Here is a 21123-nt window from a genome sequence, read left to right as displayed (position 1 = left end):
GGCTTTGGGCAACCCTTTTTCCAACAAGGCGTTTGAAAAAGTAAATTAATTATGAACCCAAAACAGTTCAAAACTATGAATTTTTATTCATTACAGGTCCCTGTATTTTTTAAACATAACAAAAAGCTGACTAAGATTTTTCTCTTAAAGACAATTACGGTATCAGTATTGTTATTTGCGGGCATCTTCGCAGGTACTGCAGCAACGGCGCAACAAATTACGCTGAATGAGAAGAATGCGCCTTTGAAAAAGATATTCAATCTTATCAAAAAACAAGGCGACTATATCTTTTTTTATGAGAAAGGTGTGCTGGATAAAACAGCCCCGGTAACCATCAATGTGAGCAATGCCGGTATCCGTGACGTACTTGAAATTTGCCTGAAAAACCAACCATTATCTTACATTATCTCCGGTAATAACATCGGCATTAAAAGAAAAACTGCCGGAGCAGAAGGCGCCAGTGGTGAAACTGCGGCGCCGGCAGCATTGCCCGACGAAGACATCCTTATATGGGGGGTGGTGGTTGATTCAGTTAGTAATCCTAAACAAGGTGTAACTGTTACCAGCATATCCGGCGGGTCGCACCAGAAAACATTTGCGGTTACCAATGCAGACGGAACTTTTGAAGTATATGGGCAAAAGGGCGATAAGCTGGTATTCAGCGCCATTGGACACAGGAATGTGGAAGTAAAATACAATGGGGAAGTGAGTCTGAAAGTAACGATGAAAGTGGCGCCCATAGAGATGAATGCCGTAGTGATCGATGACATTGACATGAGCCGGAAAAGAATACCTTTTACGGACACCATCGACATGACGCACCGGACGCACCTGAACCTGGGGCAGTTATTACAGGGCAGCATCCCCGGTCTCACTTTGCAAAATTCTTCTCAAAGCCAGCAGACATTGCAATCCATCGATTTTACCGGGAGGGGGGTGCCTGTAACAGGTACCTACACGCCAACCATAGCCGCTTTGCGGGCACACTATAACCAATATCAAAGCATCTATGCGTCAACAGGTTATCCCACCTTTGATTCGTGGATCAATTCTATGAAAGGTGTAGATGGCGTTCGTTTTAATTACAGCACTTCCGTTGGTAATAACGGCCTGATTCCCCAATTAAGAGGAGTAAGTGGATTTAGTGGTAACACGTCGGGTATGCTGATCATCATTGATGGTTTTGCGCAGGATGGATTCCCCGCCAATTACCCGATGACCAATATAGAATCTGTTAAAGTGATCAAAGATCCGGAAGAACTGACCAAATGGGGACCCAGGGCCACGGGAGGCATTATTATGATCACCAGCAAGCGCGCTGTGAAGGGAAAACTACAGCTCAGCTATAGTTCCAACTTAAATTATGCAGCGGCGCCCCGGTTTAACCGCAGTAAGCTACGTCTTGCTTCTTCCGCCGATATCGTGGACTATTTAAAGTCCGCATCCGATTCGGGTTTTATGGTGCTGGGAAGTAAAAATGATCCACGTACAGCTTTTAGTCTCAATTCTGCTGAGCGTATATTCTATGGGTGGCAGATAGGCGCCCTGTCTGAGCATGACTATAATACCCAACTGGATTCGCTGGGCAGGCTATCCAATGAAAGCCAGTTAAGGCAGCTGCAACAAAACTCCTTTAATCAAAACCAGATGCTCACCCTTTCAGGAGGCAGCAATGCCTGGCGTTTCAGGGCGGCCGGCATTTACAATACCACCCGTTCTACCGCCCTGGGTAACTACAGCCGGATGTTCAGCCTGAATATGAACAATGACTTCTTATTATTTAAAAACAAACTGCGCGCGCAATGGTATATAAATGTTTCCCAAAACACAGCCAGGACCGGTGCTAACTCCGACTTTCGCAGTTTGCAACCTTACCAGTTGCTCGTTGATCCGGTAAGCGGAAAGTATGTATACGATTATTCCACCTTTAACCCGGATGCCAATACCGCCCTTAAGAAATACGGGTATGAAGACTATGGCGCCAATGTGCTGGAGGATGCACGGATAAACAGCCAGATCAGCAAAAACCTCCAGGTGCAGTCAAGGCTGAATACCGACTGGGATATCCTGCCATCTCTCCGGTGGTCCACTTCACTGCAATATGATCTGCTGAATGGCAGAACAGAAAACCTGCTGGATGCTGTTTCCAGCCCGGCCAGGCAGCTGGTAAATGAATATGGAAGCCCTGCATTCGACGACTATGGCGCCGTTACCGGCATTGATTTTTATGTGCCCCGCGGCGGCATTATGAAAAAATCATCTTTAAAAAACAAGGATTGGAACCTGCGATCCGCTTTGCTGTTTAACAAGAATTTCGGGAAGCATTACTTTTCTGCATCAATTGGCGGCGGCGGTTTTGGTAATGCGTCACGTAGTCCTTCTTATGCCACCATCTATGGCTATAATAAACAAACCCGTCAGGGCCAGGCGGTGCTGTTGCCCTCTCCGGACCCCACAGCAGGTGTTCTTAACTTGTTTAGCCTGCCCGACAGGTATTGGGAAGGTACCTATGGCAGGATGGTTTATCCAAATACATTACTGACTCCGGCAGCGGGCGATACCATCATCTCACGGGGGCTCAACTGGAACGGCAGCTTTTCTTATTCCTATAACGATACCTATATACTAAATGGCAAGTACAATACAACGTTAAGTCCTAACTATGGCAATCCCCGTCCCTATACCAACCTTACCAACTACTCCGCGGATGCTACCTGGCGTTTAAGCAGGCAGCCTTTTTTCCAGGTTCCTTCCTGGATCACCAATGTAGCCCTGACTGCCGGCGTGGATGGAATCAGCCTTCCCGGTTTACCCACGCAAATTACTGCACAACGGGATCTTCAAAGCAACTGGAATAACTACGGGGTTTGGGTTGTCAATTTCACACCAGCCCAGCAAAGCGGGCAAAGTTCATACAACGTGTATGAGAAACTGGGGATAGGCCTGTTGGAGGATCGTTATACTTTTGATATCAGCTATAATAGTTTACGCATCAATAATAACAATAGCGGAGACAAAACCACCAGCGGCTACGAAATAAAAAATTATGTGGGTGCAAACGCACGGGTGAGGCTAAGGCAGGGGCTCCTGCATTTATACGCAGGTTATGGCTATTCGCTGGACGGGAATCCCCAAACAAATATGAGGGTTGCTTATGACATCGCCAGGGAATCCTATTTTCATGCCGGCGCCATCAGCAAATTGCTGGTGGATTTTACCCTGCAAAATATCAGTGCCTACCAGGGTATGGAAATAATGGCAGGTACCAACGCTCCTTTATCCGGTGGCGGATTCACCATGGCGGTAAATAACAGCTTCGGGCAGCTTCCGCCAACGGTAAAAAACATGGAAGTGCATTCAACGTTGGGATTAGCCAATGACCGTTATCTTTTCGATATCCGTTATTACCAGACAAACACGGCCGGGCTCAATAATTTTATTCCTGTTCCTACCGATCCTTCTACAGGGTTAGGAACAAAAATCAGTTATAGTGAGATCGTCAAAAAAGGAGTGGAGATGTACCTGCAAATAAAAGTACTGCAGCAGAAAGATTTTAAGTATGTGATTACCCTTAATGGCGCCTATAATAAAAATATTGCGAAAGATGTACCCCTGGTAAATTTCTCACAAACCTCACGCTACCTCACAGACTATCGTAATGGTTACAGCACAGAGAATCTCTGGAGCTATCGCTGGGCCGGACTGGATGCTACCGGGAGCCCCAGGATATATGACGCCAAGGGGCAAAGTACTGCCAGTCCTGACAGCGCCACACTGGCTTCTTCACTGGTCTACAGCGGCGTTACCCGTCCGCCTTTTACAGGTGGCCTTATACAGGAATGGGACTATAAAGGTTTTTTTCTGAGGGCAACACTGCTGCTCAATTTTGGTCATGTGATGCGGGAATACCTGCCGTCTCCGTCGAGAACCCAGGATAACAGCCTCCTGATCCGGGATCGCTGGCGGAAGCCGGGAGACGAGGCATTTACAGATATCGCAGCGATGTCGGGTAATGGAGATGAAGGCAGTACCCGGAAATTCATCATTCAAAATTCTACCAACAGTATTATGTCTGCAGATAACATCCGTTTGCAGGAAGTGCAGATAGGCTGGCAGGCGCTATCCGGTAAAATGCTGCAGCGTTATTTTATCAAGGATCTCACCGTATCCCTGCAAATGTTGAATGCTGCTTTATGGACCAGCAACAGGCTGCATGTAGATCCTGAAACCGTGGCCAATACAGGGGAGATAGAACTACCTAATACCCGGCAATATATGTTCACTGTTAATATGAAATTTTAAACAAGCGACAACAAATATGAAAAGAAAATTTCTCCGGCATAGTAACCTGTCAGATTTCCTGCTGCGAAGCATGGATGTAAGAGGAGTGATGATGGCTGCGCTTTGCGTACTCCTGTTCCTGTTGCCTGGTTGCAAAAAATTCTTTGATGTGCGTCCCAACACCACCAGCATCAATCCTACCACCATCAGGGACTTTGAAGAGATGCTGAACAGTGATTCCCTGGCGCTATGCAATTATCTGCTGGCGGACTTTATGAGTGATGATGTGCGGCTGGAAGATGTACACCTGTCTGCCGACGCCGTTTCATCCTATACCCGGTCTTATTTATGGGAACAAACCATCTGGAAACCAGGTGAGTCCGACTTTATGTACAACGCTTCATATACCCGTATTCTGCAAATGAATATTGTATTGGAGCGGATCGGCCGGGCAACGGGGAGTGAAGAACAGAAAAGTGTGATCCGCGCGCAGGCGCAAATTAACCGCGCATGGTATTATCTGCAATTAGCCAGTTTGTATGGATCAGATTACCAGGCGGCAACAGCCGCCACTGATCTGGCTGTTCCTTTGGTATTGCTTCCTGATGCCAGTGACCAGCCGGTAAGGGCCACTGTACAACAGGTGTACGACCAGATCATCGCGGATCTGACAGCTGCAGTAGCTACACCCGGTTTACCCGGTATGGGGCAGAATGTGGTGCATCCCGGTAAAGCAGCAGGGTATGCATTACTGGCAAGAATTTATCTGAATATGGCTAAATACCCCGACGCACTCAACGCCGCGCAATCAGCATTAACGATTAACAGCCAGCTGCTGAAATACAACCGGGATTATGTAGCGCCTTCCAGTTTGCTGGATCTGTCGAAGAATCCTGAAATATTACTTGCCAGGCTATGTGTGGATTATGATTTCTACAATATCCGGCATACTGCTTTTCATATTAGCCCTACACTTCGTGCCGTACTGGATAGCAATGATATAAGGTTACTCAGCAATTTCGCAGATGGCGGTCTTTATATCAACGGCGGCAACTTTAGTGCAGTGGCATTTAATTATAGCCTCGGTGTGCCGGAGGTAATGCTGATAAAAGCCGAATGCCTCGCCAGGCAGGAAGATGCAGCAGGGGCACTGGCGTTAGTCAATGAGCTCAGAAAAAACCGCCTGATTACCTATGAGCCGCTGGGCAGCACCACAGATGTACTGACCACGGTATTACAGGAAAGAAGAAGAGAACTCTTCTGTTATGGTGGGCTACGGCTTTTTGACCTGAAACGGCTGAACAGGGATAGCCGCTTTGCACAAACCCTGCAAAGGTTCGCCGATAACGGTACTACGTTGAAGGCCACATTAGCCGCTAATTCACCGCGTTACCTGATGCCTTTTTCTCCTCTCATTATTGCTAATAACCCCTCTATTATACAGAACCCACGGTAAAATAAGCGTCATGATAACGATGAACCAGTCGATAGAGAATCAGTTATTTTCCATCAAAGAAACGGGAACAGATCGTATGTGTTTTGAAGACGAGGCAGGATTTAGTGCAATCGTACAGCATCATTCTGCCAAGCTGCTCACCATTGTTACTTATATCACCAGGAACCGGCAAACAGCAGAAGATATTGTACAGGAAACTTTTCTGAGGTTGTGGGAAAAGCGTGTGACAATAACGCCTGATAACCTGGGTGGTTGGTTGTACAGAGTAGCCACTAATTTAGCTATGGGGCATTTGAAACGAGAATCCTTCAAAACCAGGGTGTATGCTTCTTTGCGCACATCACAGCAGGAATTTGCCACTGAAGTGGAAGAACGTTTGGTACAAAAAGAAACCAGGGTCGTTTTTAATAAAATATACGCCCGCCTGCCTGAACAACAACAGGCCGTATACCATCTGAGCAAAGTGGACGGGCTCACCAGGGATGAAATTGCGCATCATTTAAAGATCTCTCCACATACGGTTAAAAACCATCTGAGCAGGGCCGTTCAGTTTATAAAAGAAAACATCGGCGGTGTTACCCTCTTCTTTTTATTTTTTGTTTTTAACAATATATTTTTTAATCGCACTAGTACAAAAGCAGCGTCTGATAGTTTATATACTATACAGCAACAGGCAAACAGCAAACCAATATTCCCTTTAAAATCAGGTGCGTCTGAATTAATGAAACTGAAGCTGAAATAAGGCAGGTCATTAATCCGGATGGGTGAATGAATTCATGGAGCATTTCATGAAAAGGAACTTGCTATGTCTGTTGACAAAGAAATTATTCAACAATTAAATAAAAAACATGAAAACAAGAACGCTCTTACTGGCCGCTATGATGATTTGCGGAACATTTGCTGCAAAAGCACAACAGGATAGCACAAAACAATATCAGAAAATAGAGCAGTTGTTTGCTGCGATGAACCTGGAACAAGCCTATATGCAATCAGCTATTGCAGCGGCAGACCAAACTGCTGCGGGTTCAGCGCAGCTGGCTGGCAAGAAGGAAGATGTACGTGCTTTTTTTATCAGGTATGCGTCGTATCCTGCCTGCAAAAATGACTTGCTGAAGTTGTATGCAAAATATTATACCACGGAAGAAATAGAGGTGCTGACCGCATTTTACAAAACATCGGCCGGAAAGAAACAGCTGACCACTGCCGCCCAGTTACAGATGGAATCCGCGCAAATGATGAGCGCCAACCTGCAGGCACACGCAGAAGAATTGAATAAACTGAATGCTCCTGCTGCCGGCGGTCCTCAGAGCCGCTAGTTTACCGTATAAGCCGCCGCTGTTGCGCGGAGTATTTAACAAGCAAATTGTCAAACGAATATTTTATGACTTCCATTTTAAGAACGGAGAATCTTTCTCACCGGTATAACAGCACATGGGCCATACGCGACATCAATATTGAGGTGGAACAATCAGGCATTGTAGGCTTACTGGGCTCAAATGGCGCGGGAAAATCCACTACCATGAATATTATTTGCGGTGTGTTGAATCAAACGGAAGGAAGCGTGTATATCAATGGTATTGATCTCAGAAAATATCCGGAAGCAGCGAAGAAAGAAATAGGATTTCTGCCACAGAATCCTCCGTTGTATACAGATCTTACTATCGACGAATACCTGACTTACTGCGCGCAACTCAGGCTGATGGATACAGGTAAGATCAAACCGGCCGTGGAAGAAGCGAAGGAGCGTTGTGGTATCACGCACTTCAGCTCCCGGCTTATCAAAAACCTGTCAGGTGGTTACCGTCAGCGGGTAGGCATTGCGCAGGCGATTATTCATAAGCCAAAACTTGTGGTGATGGATGAACCCACCAACGGACTTGATCCCAACCAGCTGATTGAAGCGAGAAAACTCATCAGGGAAATAGCCATTGACCATTCCGTGCTTTTATCCTCGCACATCTTGTCTGAAATCAATTTGCTCTGCAAAGAGATTATCATGATAGAGGCCGGCCGGATGGTGTTTTCAGACAGTATGGACGCATTCAATAATTACGTGCAGTCAAAAATTATGCTCTTACGCATGGAAAACCCGCCGCCGAAAAGCGACCTGTTAAAAATACAGGGTGTTACCCAGGTGGAATTTCTGACGAACAAACAAGCGAGGGTTTATTTCGATGGCAGTCATGAAGATATTTCGGAGCGACTGATCACAGCGAGCGTGGAACAGGGATGGAAATTAAAAGAGATAGCGCTTGATAAGGGGCTGCTCGATGATGTTTTCAAACAACTATCCTCCCAGTCTCCACAATAAAGCGTAACTAATGAAGACGATATTTCAAATAGCAAAGAATGAGCTTCGTAACCTGTTCTATTCACCAATAGCCTGGTTTCTGCTGATTGTTTTCCTGGTGATGTGCGCGTATTTTTATACAGGCACCACCTATTCCTGGGCGAAACTCGCCCACCTGGCGTATTCCAATGATCCTAACTGGGTTTACCGTGCCACGGACTCTGTAACTTCGAGTATTTTCCTGGACAACGACGGCATCCTGATTAATGTATTGCAAAGTATCTATTTGTTTGTACCCCTTCTTACGATGGGTATCATTAGCCGGGAAATCAACAGTGGTACCATTAAACTGCTGTACTCTTCACCGGTTAAACTAAGCCGGATTATCCTGGGGAAATATCTTGCCCTTATGATCTATAACCTGCTGCTGGTGCTTATCCTCAGCATTTTTATTATCTCCGGGTTTTTTGATATCAAATCGCTGGACTATGGCCCGCTGTTATCGACACTGCTGGGGTTTTACCTGTTGTTGTGCGCTTTTACGGCCATCGGTTTTTACATGTCCAGTTTAACGGCTTATCCCATTGTGTCCGCGATTGCCAGTTTTACGGTGTTTTTTGCATTAATGAATATCGGGCGCTTATGGCAGCAGTATGATTTTGTAAGAGACTTTACCTGGTTCCTGTCTATTGCGGGACGTACCGAAAAAATGGTGACCGGCCTGATTACTACCAAAGATGTGATCTACTACATCACTATCATCTACCTGTTTGTCAGTTTTACATTATTAAAATTGCAGGGCGAAAGGGAAGCCAAACCCTGGTTTGTAAAAGCCGGCAGGTACGTGGCGGTGGTTCTGTCCGGCCTGTTGATCGGTTACATTAGTTCACGTCCCCGCTTTACCGGGTATTGGGACACCACCGCCGGGAAAACGAACACACTCCTTCCACACTCACAAAAAATTATTAAATCGTTCGACGACGGCCCGCTCGAGGTAACGCTTTACACCAACTTACTTGGCGCAGGCGCACAGGCCGGCCTTCCGGAATGGCGCAATGTTTACCTGGAACGCTGCTGGGAAAATTACCTTCGTTTTAACCGGAACATCCACTTTAAGTATGAATATTATTACGACGCTGACAGCACCGGTGTGGGCGGCACTATTTTTAAAGAGTTTCCGGGAAAGAGCCTGGAACAAATAGCCCGTGAGGTAGCAAAAGTGTTAAAGGTGGATGTATCCAACTTTAAGCCCCCGGCAGAAATGCGCAAGCTCATTGATCTTAAACAGGAAGGCTACCGCCTTGTGATGCAATTGAAATATAAAGAACGCGCTGTTTTCCTGCGGACATACGGCAATGGCGACTGGCCCCGGTCCCCGAACATGGATGCCACACTGGAACGGCTGCTGGGTACTAAAATGCCGAAAATAGCCTTCATCAGCGGAGAACTGGAACGTAGCATTTATAAAAACGGAGAACGGGAGTTTTTCCAACAGACAATAAGCAAAGATAATTCCGGTGCATTGGTGAATATCGGTTTTGATGTGGACACCGTTAACCTGGCTACACAGGACATTGCGCCTGATGTGACCACCGTAGTGCTGGCCGATCCTAAAATGGATTTAGGCGCCCCTGTATTGAACAAACTTAAAAGTTATATAGATAAGGGAGGCAATATGCTGATAATGGGCGAACCTGGTAAACAGCATATTCTGAACCCCCTGCTTCAAAAGACAGGCTTTCAGTACGTGAACGGCAAGCTGGCGCAACCCGGCTATAATAACGCGCCGGATATGGTGATGCCTTATATGACGGCGACAGGGCTCAGTATGGCGAAGGAAAACCCTGCCTTGCCGATGAATCGTTTATGGACCAACGGGGTGTATGATGATTCGCTGAAATTAGAGATGCCTTCCGCTATGGGAATTGTTAATTCCGGGGACAGTGGTTTTGCCGCAAAGCCGTTGTTTGCAACGGTTCCCGGAGCCGTATGGTCAAAAGCCGGAAAATTTGTGACGGACTCGGTGGCCCCGGTATTCAGTCCGCAGGAAGGCGACATTCAGATCAACTCTTTCCCTACCTGTATTCAGCTAACGCGGCACATCAATAACAGGGAACAACGGATGATTGTGTGTGGAGATGCCGACTTCCTCAGCGACCAAAAATCATACTCCAGTTGGGTGAGCAGGACATTCTACTGCTGGCTGAATGATGGCCGGATGCCGATTTACTCAAACTATCCGTATGCCAGCGACAATATGCTTAGTCTTAGCCCGGCCAGGGCAACGGTACAGAGAATAGCATACCTGTGGGTATTGCCTGGTATATTATTATTCCTGAGCACCGTATTGCTGATCAGGAGAAAAAGGAAATAAATAAGCGCACCAATGAAGTTATTATTTAGAATTGCAAAGAATGAATTCCGGTACTTGTTTTACTCACCCATTGCATGGTTTCTGATCATCGTGTTTTTAGTGCAATGCGCGCTCGTTTATACGAGCCCTGTTTATGACCTGGCACTTTACCAGGACATGGTGCTGAAAAACAATCCCAGGCCAACAATATCGATGGCGGCGGATTCATTAACCCTGAAGGTTTTCCTGGCGGGTGGTATATTTCTCCGTGCAATTGGAAATCTGTATCTCTTTATTCCTTTGCTCACGATGGGGTTGATCAGCCGGGAAATCAATAACGGAACTATTAAGTTATTGTATTCCTCGCCGGTTCAGTTGAGGCAGATTGTGCTGGGAAAGTATCTGGGCATCATGCTTTACAGCCTGCTGCTGATAGCGATCATCGGAATTTTTATGATCACCGGTTTTTTCAATATTAAAAATGCTGATTACGGCGTGTTGTTTTCCGCCGCCCTGGGATTTTACCTGATTGTATGTGCTTATTCGGCCATCGGGTTGTTTATGTCCAGTCTTTCCACTTACCAGATCGTATCAGCGCTCGCCAGTTTTACCGTGATCTTTATTCTCAGCCGGATTGGTGGCCTGTGGCAGAAATATGATTTTGTAAGGGACCTTACCTATTTCCTGTCTCTTCAGAACCGCACAGGAAAAATGCTGCAGGGGCTGATTACTACGAAAGATGTTATCTATTTTATAGTGGTTTCGTGGATGTTCGTTGGCTTTACGCTGATAAAACTGCGGAATGGCCGGGAAGTTAAGCCCTGGTACATAAAAGCGGGCCGGTTTGCAGGCGTTTTTGCATTAACCCTTATGACCGGCTACATCACTTCCCGCCCTGCACTCACCGGTTACTGGGACACCTCCGCCACCAAAATGAATACCATACATCCCCGCACACAACAGCTGCTGAAGGAAATGGGTGATACCACGCTGGAAGTTACGCTGTATACCAACCTGGTAGACCGCCTGGTAGCCCACGGACTTCCCGAGGTGCGGAACGTAAGTTATCTGGGCAATTTCTGGGAAGCCTATTTACGTTTTAAACCAAACATCTCATTTAAGTATGAATATTATTACGATACGGATGCGAAAGGAACAGACAGTGCATTGTATAAAATGCTTCCGGGTAAAAACCTGAAACAGATTGCAGCGGAATATGCGGATGCGATGGACCTGGATCTGTCGATGTTTAAAACACCGGAAGAAATGCGCAAGCTGATCGACCTTAAACCGGAGGGCTATCGCCTGATCATGCAATTAAAATACAAGGGACGCACCGAATACCTCCGCACTTTTGAGGATGATTTTGTATGGGCCGACGAGCAGAACATGAATGCAGCCCTTAAACACTTATTGTATGGAGATATACCAAAGTTATTATTTGTGAGCGGTGAACTCGAACGCAATATTTATAAAATGGGGGAGCGGGAATATGCTTATCATACCATTTCAAAACCAGCCCGCCGTGCTTTGATAAATGTGGGCTTTAATGTGGATACCATCAACCTTACCACGCAGAACATTCCGGCCGGGATTACGGCGCTTGTACTGGCCGACCCCAAAATGGACCTGAGCCCGGCTGTGTATGAAAAGCTTAAAAAATATATCGATGCAGGTGGTAATATGCTGATCACCGGTGAACCCGGCAAACAATATGTACTTAACCCGCTGCTTCAGCAAATCGGCGTGCAGCTGATGAATGGGCAGCTGGTACAGCCAACTTATAATGAAACCCCGGATAAGGTAAAACCCTATCTGACAACAACGAGTGCCGGTCTTGCTGAAGAACCCGCGATGCTGGTATTACGGGAGAGACTACAGGCGCACTTGACAGGCGATTCGATAAAAATACTCATGCCGGGTGTTGCGGGAATTTCCTACACCAGGGATAGTGCCTTTACGGTGGCGCCATTGGCTATGACCAGTCCGGATCGCGTATGGCTGAAAGCGGGCAACCTGGTGACGGATTCCACGCTTCCTCCGTTTAATCCGCTGGAGGGAGATATCAAACAGGCTTCCTTTCCCACCGTTGTGCAATTAACAAGGTCCGTTCGCGGGAAAGAACAACGGATCATTGTGTGTGGCGATGCTGATTTTTTGAGTAACCGCCGGTTGGCGGAGAGCTTTTTCGGCAATGCGCTTTATAGCTGGTTAAACTATAACCAGTTCCCTGTTTATACACCGCGTCCGCAACCGGAGGATACCCGTCTGCAGGTTAATGCGGAAGTGGCCGGTTTGCAGAAAATCATCTACATATGGGTGCTGCCGGGTGTGATACTGTTAATAGGCATCATATTATTGATTCGCAGAAAACGGAAATAACGATACGCTTACTAAATACAAATAAGATGTTACGAACCGACGAACAAACCATAGAAGACCTGGGGATATTTGGGAAAAAAAGCGGCAGCGGGATTTATGATATCTACAACCGCTCACATACCAGGGGCGGCGAAGCCTTACTGGAAGAGATGTTCCGCAGCCCCTTGTCCGATAAGGACGCCATCAACAGGCGCAGCAGTATCATCGAAGATTTTGCACGACTGGGCATGCCCTTTCCTTACAATGCCTCGCTGTTTGACATGGCGGAAAAGTATCTTATCAGCGGTGAAAAGAATTCAAAAAGCAAGAACGATCCAACCTTACTCGGTGAAAAAGAGATACAAAACGGCGTGGGAGCGGTAATAGAACTTATTCGTCTTACAAAAAAATTCGTAGAGCAGCACGATGTGAAAAACATAGCTGCTTACGCAGCCGAGTGTGAAGCGATTACCCGGCTGCTGGCCGATCCTGTTTTTGAACCTGTACTCAAAGAACAGCCCAAAGGAAAATTATCCTATGGTGCGGTAACGGCGTATGACGCCTTGTTCAGGGTAAGCGACCGGGCCAAAGTAGAAAAACTGTTAGGTCATATCTACTACCTGGATGTATATATGTCCGTTGCCGGAACAGCTACAGAAAGGGATTTTATCTTCCCCAAAGCATTAGATAAAGGACTGTGTGAACTTAAACTTGAAAGTGTATACCATCCCGCGTTAAAGAACCCGGTAGGCAATGATATTATGATGAACGCCACACAGAATGTTATTTTTCTGACCGGGGCCAATATGGCCGGTAAATCCACCTTCCTTCGTTCACTGAGTACCGCCCTGTACCTGGCCCATATGGGGTTTCCGGTGGCCGCAAAGGGCATGACGTTCTCTGTGATGGATGGTATTTATACTACGGTGAACCTGCCCGATAACCTGGGTATTGGCGCCAGCCATTTTTATGCGGAAGTGCTGAGGGTTAAAAAAATGGCGACCGAGTTAAGCACCGGCCAGTCATTTTTTATTTTGTTTGATGAGCTGTTCCGCGGTACCAACGTAAAAGATGCTCATGAAGCCACTGTTGCTGTTACAAATGGCTTTGCAACAAAACAAAACAGCATGTTCATTATTTCCTCGCATATAGTGGAAGCAGGAGAGGAGCTAAAGAAAAAAAGCAATATCGACTTTCTCTACCTGCCTACACGAATGAACAACCATGTGCCGGAATATACCTACACACTGGAGAAAGGCATTACAGACGACCGGCACGGCATGGTGATTATTCGTAATGAAGATATCCTGAACATACTGGAGAAAGGAAAGAAAAAAAGAGCGCAGGAATCAGCGTCCCGCCAGGTGAAACCAGTATGAAATGCTTTCACCCCATCTGCGTAATGGTAAGCAGGAGAAACAACAGGCAACTACCATAGAGGCGCTTTGTAGTACTGGTAAAAAATAATAGTCGTATGAGTTTTGGAATTGACAAACAAACCCTTGATGAACTGAACCTGCTGGGCAAGTACCGTCAGGGATCAGTGTATCATTTATTTAACCGGGTAAAAACACGCGGCGGAGAGCAATTGCTTGATAACATGTTCCGCTTTCCTTTAGATAATGAAGCCACGATCAATGAGCGTAGCAGTATCTTTCAATATTTCCAGCAGGCAAAGCTCTCTTTCCCCTTCGATGTGCAGCAGGTAAGCCTGATGCGGGAGTACCTCGACATGGGCGCAAATAAAAATGCTGCGCTGGTATTGGCCGGCACGCTTATTAAAAAATGGCTTTCTACGCTCACAAGGGACGAACAGTATAAAAAAAATGTGCAGGGATTACAGGCTACTATTATCACCCTCAACAAGTGCTATGCTTTTGTAACAGCCATGCGTGCGGAGGGAAACCCCTATTACCCCCGCATACAGGCAATTAAGAACATCTTATCTGATAAGCGGATAGCGCTCCTTCGCAATATCGACATCTACCAGGCATTGCCAATAAAAACCTTAGCCAGTTACGACCATTTATTAAAGGGAAGGTTGTACCAGCAAATGGAAGACATCTTACAATTTATTTACGAAACAGATGTATACATTTCGGTAAGCGCGGTGGCGGCGGAGAAATCATTCAGCTATGCCCGGGCACTGCCGCCGGAAACAAATGTGCTGTCGGCTTCAGGGCTTGCCCATCCATGTATCGACGGAGCCGTGGGCAACCGGATTTTTATGCATGCGGACAGTAATGTATTATTCCTCACAGGAGCCAACATGGCGGGCAAATCCACGCTGATGAAATCGGTGGGTATCGGATGCTACCTGGCGCATATGGGATTCCCGGTGGCGGCTGCGAAAATGGAATTTTCCGTCAGGGAAGGATTGTATACTTCCATCAATGTGGCAGACAATATCGGTCTTGGCTACAGTCATTTCTACGCCGAGGTAGTGAGAGTGAAACAGGCCGCAGAGGCGGCAGCAAGCGGGAAAAGATTACTGCTCATGTTTGATGAGCTGTTCAAAGGCACGAATGTAAAAGATGCTTACGACGGTACGCTCGCTGTAACAGAGGGTTTTTCCGATTACCAGGAATGCCTGTTCATTGTTTCCACGCATATTATTGAAGTAGGCGAAGCGCTGAAACCCCGCCACAATGTTCACTTCGTGTATATGCCCACGGTAATGGATGGAGCGTATCCCCGCTATACTTACCAGCTACAGGAAGGAATTACGGAAGACCGGCAGGGGATGATGATCATCCGCAACGAAGGTATCCTCGAACTGCTGTACAACAAAACTCCGGACAAATCATCATGAAAAAAAGTACGTTCTTACTAACAGGTATCACTATACTGGGCGGACTGCTACCTGCCGTGGCGCAAACTTCCGCTGCTTCCGATATATATACCGATTACCAGCATTACTTCAGCGATATAAAATTCGGGTCTCCCGGTAAACGAGCTATAGTGCAGGACCTGAAGGACAGCGCGGCCCTGCTCACAGACGAAACACCTCCGGCCGGTAATAAAATCAAACTTCTTTCCGCCACCACCAAAGTACTGGCCGATGAAGAGATTTATGCCAGGAGAAAAAACAGCGTATTCATTGTAGGAAAACTGCAGAAGGCAAAAGACAGTACAGACGCACTATCATTCGGTTTAACAGGTACCGCTTTTGCGCTGAACCCGGATGGAATATGCGTAACCAACTATCACGTGTTGAAAAGCATAATTGTAAATGATAACCCGGAAGCTGCGAAAGACAGTGTCTACTTTATTATTGCCCATGATAAACAGGTTTATTTCATAGAAAAGATACTTGCCTATTCTCAAAATAATGACCTGGCCATTTTTAAGGTGAACACCAATGGTACGCCGTTCCAACCAATACCAGTAGGGAAGCCTGCAGAAGTGGGAACTGCCGTTTATTGCATTTCCCATCCTACCGGTTATTTCTACTACTTCAGTAAGGGTATTGTAGCAAGAAATGTGACCATCGGTGCCCGGCAGGCTGCGGCGGGTTATAATCCCCTGGGTAAACCGCCCATCCGGATGGAGATTACAGCAGACTATGGCGTGGGTTCAAGCGGAGGACCGGTACTGGATAAACGCGGTAATCTTATCGGGATAGTTTCCTCCACACTGCCGCTGGGAGCCGTTGTGAAAGATGATGCCGGTAATGTTACGGGGCATCAGCAAATGGTGATAAAGGATACTCTGCCTGTGAGTGCATTACAGGAGTTGCTGGGCAATTAAATCTTCCAGAGAGAAGCTGGTAATTTCCAGATAATCTTATATTTAGATGTGAAAATGGAAGAGAGTTACCTGAAAGCGCTTTTAGGGTAATTTTCTGTAACAACGGATAGCACTATAAAAAGCAACGTATGAAATTTCTTTCCCTGCAACCATTTGTTCCTTCGGGAAGTGATTTTGAAAGATCAAAGCAGCTATTTTCAGCGTTAGGTTTTAACATCAGTTTTGAAGCACCAGGTTATGCCGGTTTTGAGAAAGATGGCTGCCGGTTTATTTTACAGCACTATGATGTTCCCGATTTTGCGCAGAATTTTATGATCACTGTGGGGGTTGAAAATGCAAGTGAATTCAGAAGTGAGATGATTGAAAAAAAACTGCCGGAACGGTTTGGAATACGGATCGGGGAAGTAACACAGCAGCCTTATGGAAAAGAAGTGAATATTATTGATATAGCCGGTGTATGCTGGCATTTTGTTGAATAATTTATTTATATTTTTAGTTTGATCCTATTGTTTTTTTGTTTACAACACCTGCAATATGAACAAAGAAATACAAGCCTACAACGATTCAATGTCAGCGGCAGATAAGGCTATATGCGAAAAGCTGGCCCGGGAAATTGACAAACACCTGGCTGAAGCAGAAAATAAAATCTGGCACCGGCACCCGGTGTGGTTCCTGAACGGAAACCCGGTTGTTGGCTACAGCAAATTAAAAGACAGCATACGCCTGTTGTTTTGGAGCGGCCAGTCGTTTGATGAAGAAGGGCTGCAACCGGAAGGTTCCTTCAAGGCTGCTGAGGCCCGCTACACAGATGTGAAACAGGTAAACACAGATTTGCTGAAACGCTGGCTTGAGAAAGCCGCAAAGATCCAGTGGGATTATAAAAACATCGTTAAACGCAAAGGCGTATTGGAACGATTGCTTTAGCTTCCTTTACACATTCACCCGCTGCAATAATTTCCTGCTTTCCTTACTCACAAAGGTGATCGGCACAAACTTGTCTGTAGGCGCGCCGATATAATACACGGTCCACTCCGGATCGTGGTGCGACAACATTTCACTGATACAATCTGCCCGGTGCCCCATCGGATTGGAACAATCGTCCCAGTAAAACAACTCCACCCGGTAATGCAGTTGTTGCTTCTGGTTGTTAATGGTTACTTCAACTTCTATCTCCTGCTTACCCGGGAGTGGTGGAATTGGAATGACAATGTGGCTCATGGTATTGATGTTATACAAGCGCTTCCACAAGAAGGTTGCCATATCCGGGCAGTATGCAACATATATCACTTATGTATAACTGTTTTCTGTAATTGTTCATGCGCGGGCGCTGCGTGTCCGGAAACGGACAATCTGAAAAACAGCAAGTCAACGAAGTGTTCTATTTATTGAATAAAGAGTTGGGCGGATACCCGAAGTAATTTTTAAACGCACTTGAAAAATGGGAGAGGTTTTCAAAGCCCACTTCAAAATAAACATCAATAGGCTTCCGCTTCTTCTCCGACATCTCGTAATGCGCCAGTTGCAGCCTTTTTTCTGTGAGCCATTTTTGCGGTGTGGTATGATAGGTCTTTTTAAAATCCCTTCTGAAAGTAGCCAGACTACGGCCGGTGAGGTAGCCAAAGCGGTCCATCGTCATGTTAAACATAAAGTGCCGCTCCATAAAGTCGGAGAGATTTATTTTGCCCGGCTCTTCAAAGTCGGCCAGCAAGCCATCCACGCTTTTGTCAATGGACCTCAGGATACTGATAGCTTCCTCAATTTTAATAGCGGCGATATCCGGCGGCAGGTTTTCACCAAGATCAAAATAGGGGATCAGTGAAGCAAGGCAACTTTCCAGCAACGGGTGTTTGGAGAAACGATATACTTTTGGATGAGATACTATTCTGCCCACTGCTTTATGCCTGGCATAAAAGTCCTTCAGCCGTTCTTTGGTTAAATGCATGGCTACCGCTTTGTGCGGCGCGCCATCTTTCGGGTAATTGATAACAGTGGTCAGCTGGTTACGCGGAATGAGAAAAATATCACCGGAATGGAAAGTATAGGTCGCATCGGCCTGTATAATTTTTGTTTCACCGGAGATAAACCAAACCAGGATATGGTGCTCAAAGATCACTTCTGTTTTGAACCCCTTGCCTTTAAACTCCGACAGCTTAATATCCGGCGTAATATATTTCGTTTCAAATTCCATTTTTCGAACGATAGATTTATGAAAGAAAATAAGCCGAATATATGAATTCGGCTTGTGATAGAAGATTTTAATCAGTTGACAGGGAACGCAACGCCCGTTAGTTTTTCCGTTAGCGCCCACAGCTTCCTGGCATTTTCAGCATCAACCGAGTAAGGTTGTACGCCTCTCAGCGACGATGGTTCATTATAGTTGTGTACAATATTTCCTTCATCCAGTACGGCTACGTCGGCATCCTCGCAATATACGCCGCCCAAATCATTTAATTGAGGGGTAGTGGCGCACCATACCGGTGTAGCGGCGCCCTGTTCGATACTTTTGAGTTTGGCGGCCACCTCCGGTCGTATATTCCCGGCTTCATCGTGTGTGCCCATTTGCTGAAACAAAGCCATTGGGGCAACGCGACCCAGGTCGGTTCCATTTACCGATCCGGGATGCACGGAAAAAGCGCGTACACCAAAAGCCTTGCCGCGATGGTCCAGTTCTACTGCAAAAAGATTATTGGCAGTTTTGGATTGTCCATAGCCCTGCAATGTTTCATACGCCCGGTTTGTAAAATTGGGGTCCTCGAAATCGAATGGCGCCATCTGGTGACCGTAAGAAGATACATTTACCACACGCGCGCCACGGGCCTTTTTCAAAGCGGTCCAGAGTTTTGCCGTTAACTGAAAATGACCTAAGTGATTGGTGGAAAGTTGTGATTCATAGCCCCGTTTATCGCGCTGCAAAGGCACCCACATAATGCCGGCGTTATTAACCAGTATATCGAGGGTATCATTTGTGGTGAGGAATCTTTCTGCAAAAGCATCGATAGATGCCGGGTCCATAAGATCCATTGTGTCGATGGTTACATTATTTATCCCTTTTAAATTATTGGCTGCTTTATGGATATCGCGGGCCGGCACGGTTACTTTTGCCCCGGCGGCAACAAACGTTTTCACAGTTTCAAGCCCTATACCTGCATAACCGCCGGTAACAATAGCTGTTTTACCGGTAAGATCAATACCTTTTATAACATCATGCACCGTTGAGGTAGCGTTGAATCCGGAGTGGACAGGTTGCTGAAGAGCGCCACTATAATTGTCTTTTAAATTCATAGTTTTAAATTTTATGAGACAAAGCTAGTGACCGCATGATGAAACCGTTTTGTTTAAAACGTCAAAGTACTTTGTTTAAAACGTCATTTCCCGAATGTCAGCATAAGTACACAATTGCCCAGATCCCGGTGATAAAAGGAAGCGCAAAAAACAGGAAGCTGATAGCCATCCAAACGAATGGGTTCCTATTGCTTACGGGCTGGTTACTCAATATATCCCGCAATTCTGTGACACGCAATTTGTACATATCGGTTTTGGTGAGCCCGCAGGTAGCTGCGTTTTTCATGGTCAGTCCCTGTTTGAATGCCTTTAGCGTGTTGGCGGGGTAAAGCAGCACGCCTACGCCCATTGCCCATATGGCCATCACCCAGATAACGTAAATATCTTTCCAGCCGCCCGAAGCAATTTCCCAGGCAGAGATGGCGCTCTCGCCCTTCCAGGTGGTATCGTTGCCGGTAATGATGTGGTTTATATCGTGCAGGTAAACATTTTTGCGGCGGCCATTTACATTGGGAATGGGGATCGACAGGAAGCCAAATTTTATCCAGGCGAATTTCTCATGTATGCCGCCTTCTTCGCCGTATTGGTGTTGTTGGTAGAAATCCTGGACAGCCTGTGCTACCGTTTGGTCCGGTGCTGAATTTGTCATATATCCTTATCATTTTATACTACAAAGTTCTGCAGGAAAAAATAGAATTTTATTCACCCCGGTGAAGAAATTACCTGTTTTCAATTATTCTTTTACGGATGCGGCTAAGGGAAGGCGGCTTCACACCTACAAAAGAAGCAATATGGTATTGAGAAATGCGCTGCTGCAGATCAGGGTATTCTTCGATAAATTTCTGGTACCGTTGTTCCGGCGTATCGGTATAGAAAGAAGTGAGTTCCTTCTCCAGTTTTATCAGTACCATTCCCAGTACCAAACGCCCGATCCTGTCGCCGGACCGGGTGTGATCATAGAGGTATTCAAAATTGTCAAAGGTGGCCACATGCACCGTGGTATCCTCCAATGCCTGTATTATTCTCGAAGAAGGAGATTGTGTTTTAAAGCTTTCATAGTTACACAGAAACCGTTTTTCATTCACAAAGGAAAAAGTCCGTTCCCTGCCGTCCTGGTTGATATAATGACGCATCAGGCCGGATTCAATCAGCCCCATATATTTACACACCTGTCCTTCCTGCAGAAAAAAATCACCTTTTTTGTAATGTTTTACCTGGAAGCGGTCCTGGTAAATCGTCTTATCTTCTTTATTGATGGGTATCAATTGTTGCAGCGTATTGATAAGAAAGGATTCCATTGGCAGTAATATAACTTTTTGTGAAATTAGTTCAAATCAATCTTTTCCTATA

General features: G+C 46.0%; 17 protein-coding genes. 12 read left to right on the top strand and 5 right to left on the bottom strand.

Annotated elements, in window-relative coordinates; all coding sequences use genetic code 11:
* The first annotated feature begins 75 nt into the window (after positions 1 to 75).
* The 12 genes from PV783_RS20745 to PV783_RS20690 all read left to right on the top strand — a co-directional run bounded on the left by PV783_RS20745 (position 76) and on the right by PV783_RS20690 (position 17415).
* Entirely contained in the window at positions 76 to 4302 is a 4227-nt protein-coding gene (locus PV783_RS20745) for a TonB-dependent receptor plug domain-containing protein (protein ID WP_420989416.1), read from the top strand.
* A gap of 16 nt (positions 4303 to 4318) precedes the next feature.
* Complete coding sequence (locus PV783_RS20740; RefSeq protein ID WP_420989415.1) at positions 4319 to 5737, top strand: RagB/SusD family nutrient uptake outer membrane protein; 1419 nt, start codon at positions 4319 to 4321, stop codon at positions 5735 to 5737.
* A gap of 10 nt (positions 5738 to 5747) precedes the next feature.
* The gene (locus PV783_RS20735; protein WP_420989414.1) at positions 5748 to 6479 is read left to right on the top strand and encodes an RNA polymerase sigma factor; all 732 of its coding nucleotides are present in this window, start codon (positions 5748 to 5750) and stop codon (positions 6477 to 6479) included.
* Between the two features lie 106 nt (positions 6480 to 6585).
* Positions 6586 to 7053 (top strand): DUF2059 domain-containing protein, encoded by a 468-nt coding sequence (locus PV783_RS20730; RefSeq protein WP_420989413.1) that lies wholly within the window; start codon positions 6586 to 6588, stop codon positions 7051 to 7053.
* Between the two features lie 65 nt (positions 7054 to 7118).
* Positions 7119 to 8048 (top strand): ABC transporter ATP-binding protein, encoded by a 930-nt coding sequence (locus PV783_RS20725; RefSeq protein WP_420989412.1) that lies wholly within the window; start codon positions 7119 to 7121, stop codon positions 8046 to 8048.
* A gap of 10 nt (positions 8049 to 8058) precedes the next feature.
* On the top strand, positions 8059 to 10401 hold the full coding sequence (locus PV783_RS20720; protein WP_420989411.1) for a Gldg family protein: 2343 nt from the start codon (positions 8059 to 8061) through the stop codon (positions 10399 to 10401).
* A gap of 12 nt (positions 10402 to 10413) precedes the next feature.
* Complete coding sequence (locus PV783_RS20715; protein ID WP_420989410.1) at positions 10414 to 12762, top strand: Gldg family protein; 2349 nt, start codon at positions 10414 to 10416, stop codon at positions 12760 to 12762.
* A gap of 26 nt (positions 12763 to 12788) precedes the next feature.
* Positions 12789 to 14120, top strand: a complete 1332-nt coding sequence (locus PV783_RS20710; RefSeq protein ID WP_420989409.1) for a MutS-related protein — start codon at positions 12789 to 12791, stop codon at positions 14118 to 14120.
* Positions 14121 to 14215: 95 nt separating this feature from the next.
* A complete protein-coding gene (locus tag PV783_RS20705) occupies positions 14216 to 15553 on the top strand; it encodes a MutS-related protein (RefSeq protein ID WP_420989408.1) in 1338 nt (445 codons plus the stop codon).
* Positions 15550 to 16491, top strand: a complete 942-nt coding sequence (locus PV783_RS20700; RefSeq protein WP_420989407.1) for a S1 family peptidase — start codon at positions 15550 to 15552, stop codon at positions 16489 to 16491. Before PV783_RS20705 ends, PV783_RS20700 begins: the two co-directional genes overlap by 4 nt.
* Before the next feature lie 128 nt (positions 16492 to 16619).
* A complete protein-coding gene (locus PV783_RS20695; protein WP_079472902.1) occupies positions 16620 to 16970 on the top strand; it encodes a hypothetical protein in 351 nt (116 codons plus the stop codon).
* 55 nt (positions 16971 to 17025) lie between these two features.
* Positions 17026 to 17415 carry a DUF1801 domain-containing protein gene (locus PV783_RS20690; protein ID WP_079472903.1) on the top strand — a complete coding sequence of 130 codons (390 nt, stop codon included), beginning with the start codon at positions 17026 to 17028 and terminating at the stop codon, positions 17413 to 17415.
* Between the two features lie 6 nt (positions 17416 to 17421).
* Here PV783_RS20690 and PV783_RS20685 read toward each other — a convergent pair whose 3' ends face one another.
* The 5 genes from PV783_RS20685 to PV783_RS20665 form a co-directional block, all read right to left on the bottom strand.
* Positions 17422 to 17751 (bottom strand): hypothetical protein, encoded by a 330-nt coding sequence (locus tag PV783_RS20685; protein ID WP_200817378.1) that lies wholly within the window; start codon positions 17749 to 17751, stop codon positions 17422 to 17424.
* A 118-nt stretch (positions 17752 to 17869) separates the two neighbouring features.
* Positions 17870 to 18679, bottom strand: a complete 810-nt coding sequence (locus PV783_RS20680) for an AraC family transcriptional regulator (RefSeq protein WP_111579729.1) — start codon at positions 18677 to 18679, stop codon at positions 17870 to 17872.
* A 71-nt stretch (positions 18680 to 18750) separates the two neighbouring features.
* Positions 18751 to 19773 carry an SDR family NAD(P)-dependent oxidoreductase gene (locus PV783_RS20675; protein ID WP_420989406.1) on the bottom strand — a complete coding sequence of 341 codons (1023 nt, stop codon included), beginning with the start codon at positions 19771 to 19773 and terminating at the stop codon, positions 18751 to 18753.
* A 97-nt stretch (positions 19774 to 19870) separates the two neighbouring features.
* A complete protein-coding gene (locus PV783_RS20670; RefSeq protein WP_420989405.1) occupies positions 19871 to 20422 on the bottom strand; it encodes a hypothetical protein in 552 nt (183 codons plus the stop codon).
* Positions 20423 to 20492: 70 nt separating this feature from the next.
* Positions 20493 to 21071 carry a Crp/Fnr family transcriptional regulator gene (locus PV783_RS20665; RefSeq protein ID WP_420989404.1) on the bottom strand — a complete coding sequence of 193 codons (579 nt, stop codon included), beginning with the start codon at positions 21069 to 21071 and terminating at the stop codon, positions 20493 to 20495.
* Positions 21072 to 21123: the final 52 nt, after the last annotated feature.

Origin of the sequence: Chitinophaga sp. CC14 (genome assembly GCF_048957795.1) — a bacterium.
Lineage (GTDB): Bacteria > Bacteroidota > Bacteroidia > Chitinophagales > Chitinophagaceae > Chitinophaga > Chitinophaga ginsengisegetis.
This window is presented reverse-complemented; position numbering and strand designations above follow the sequence as displayed.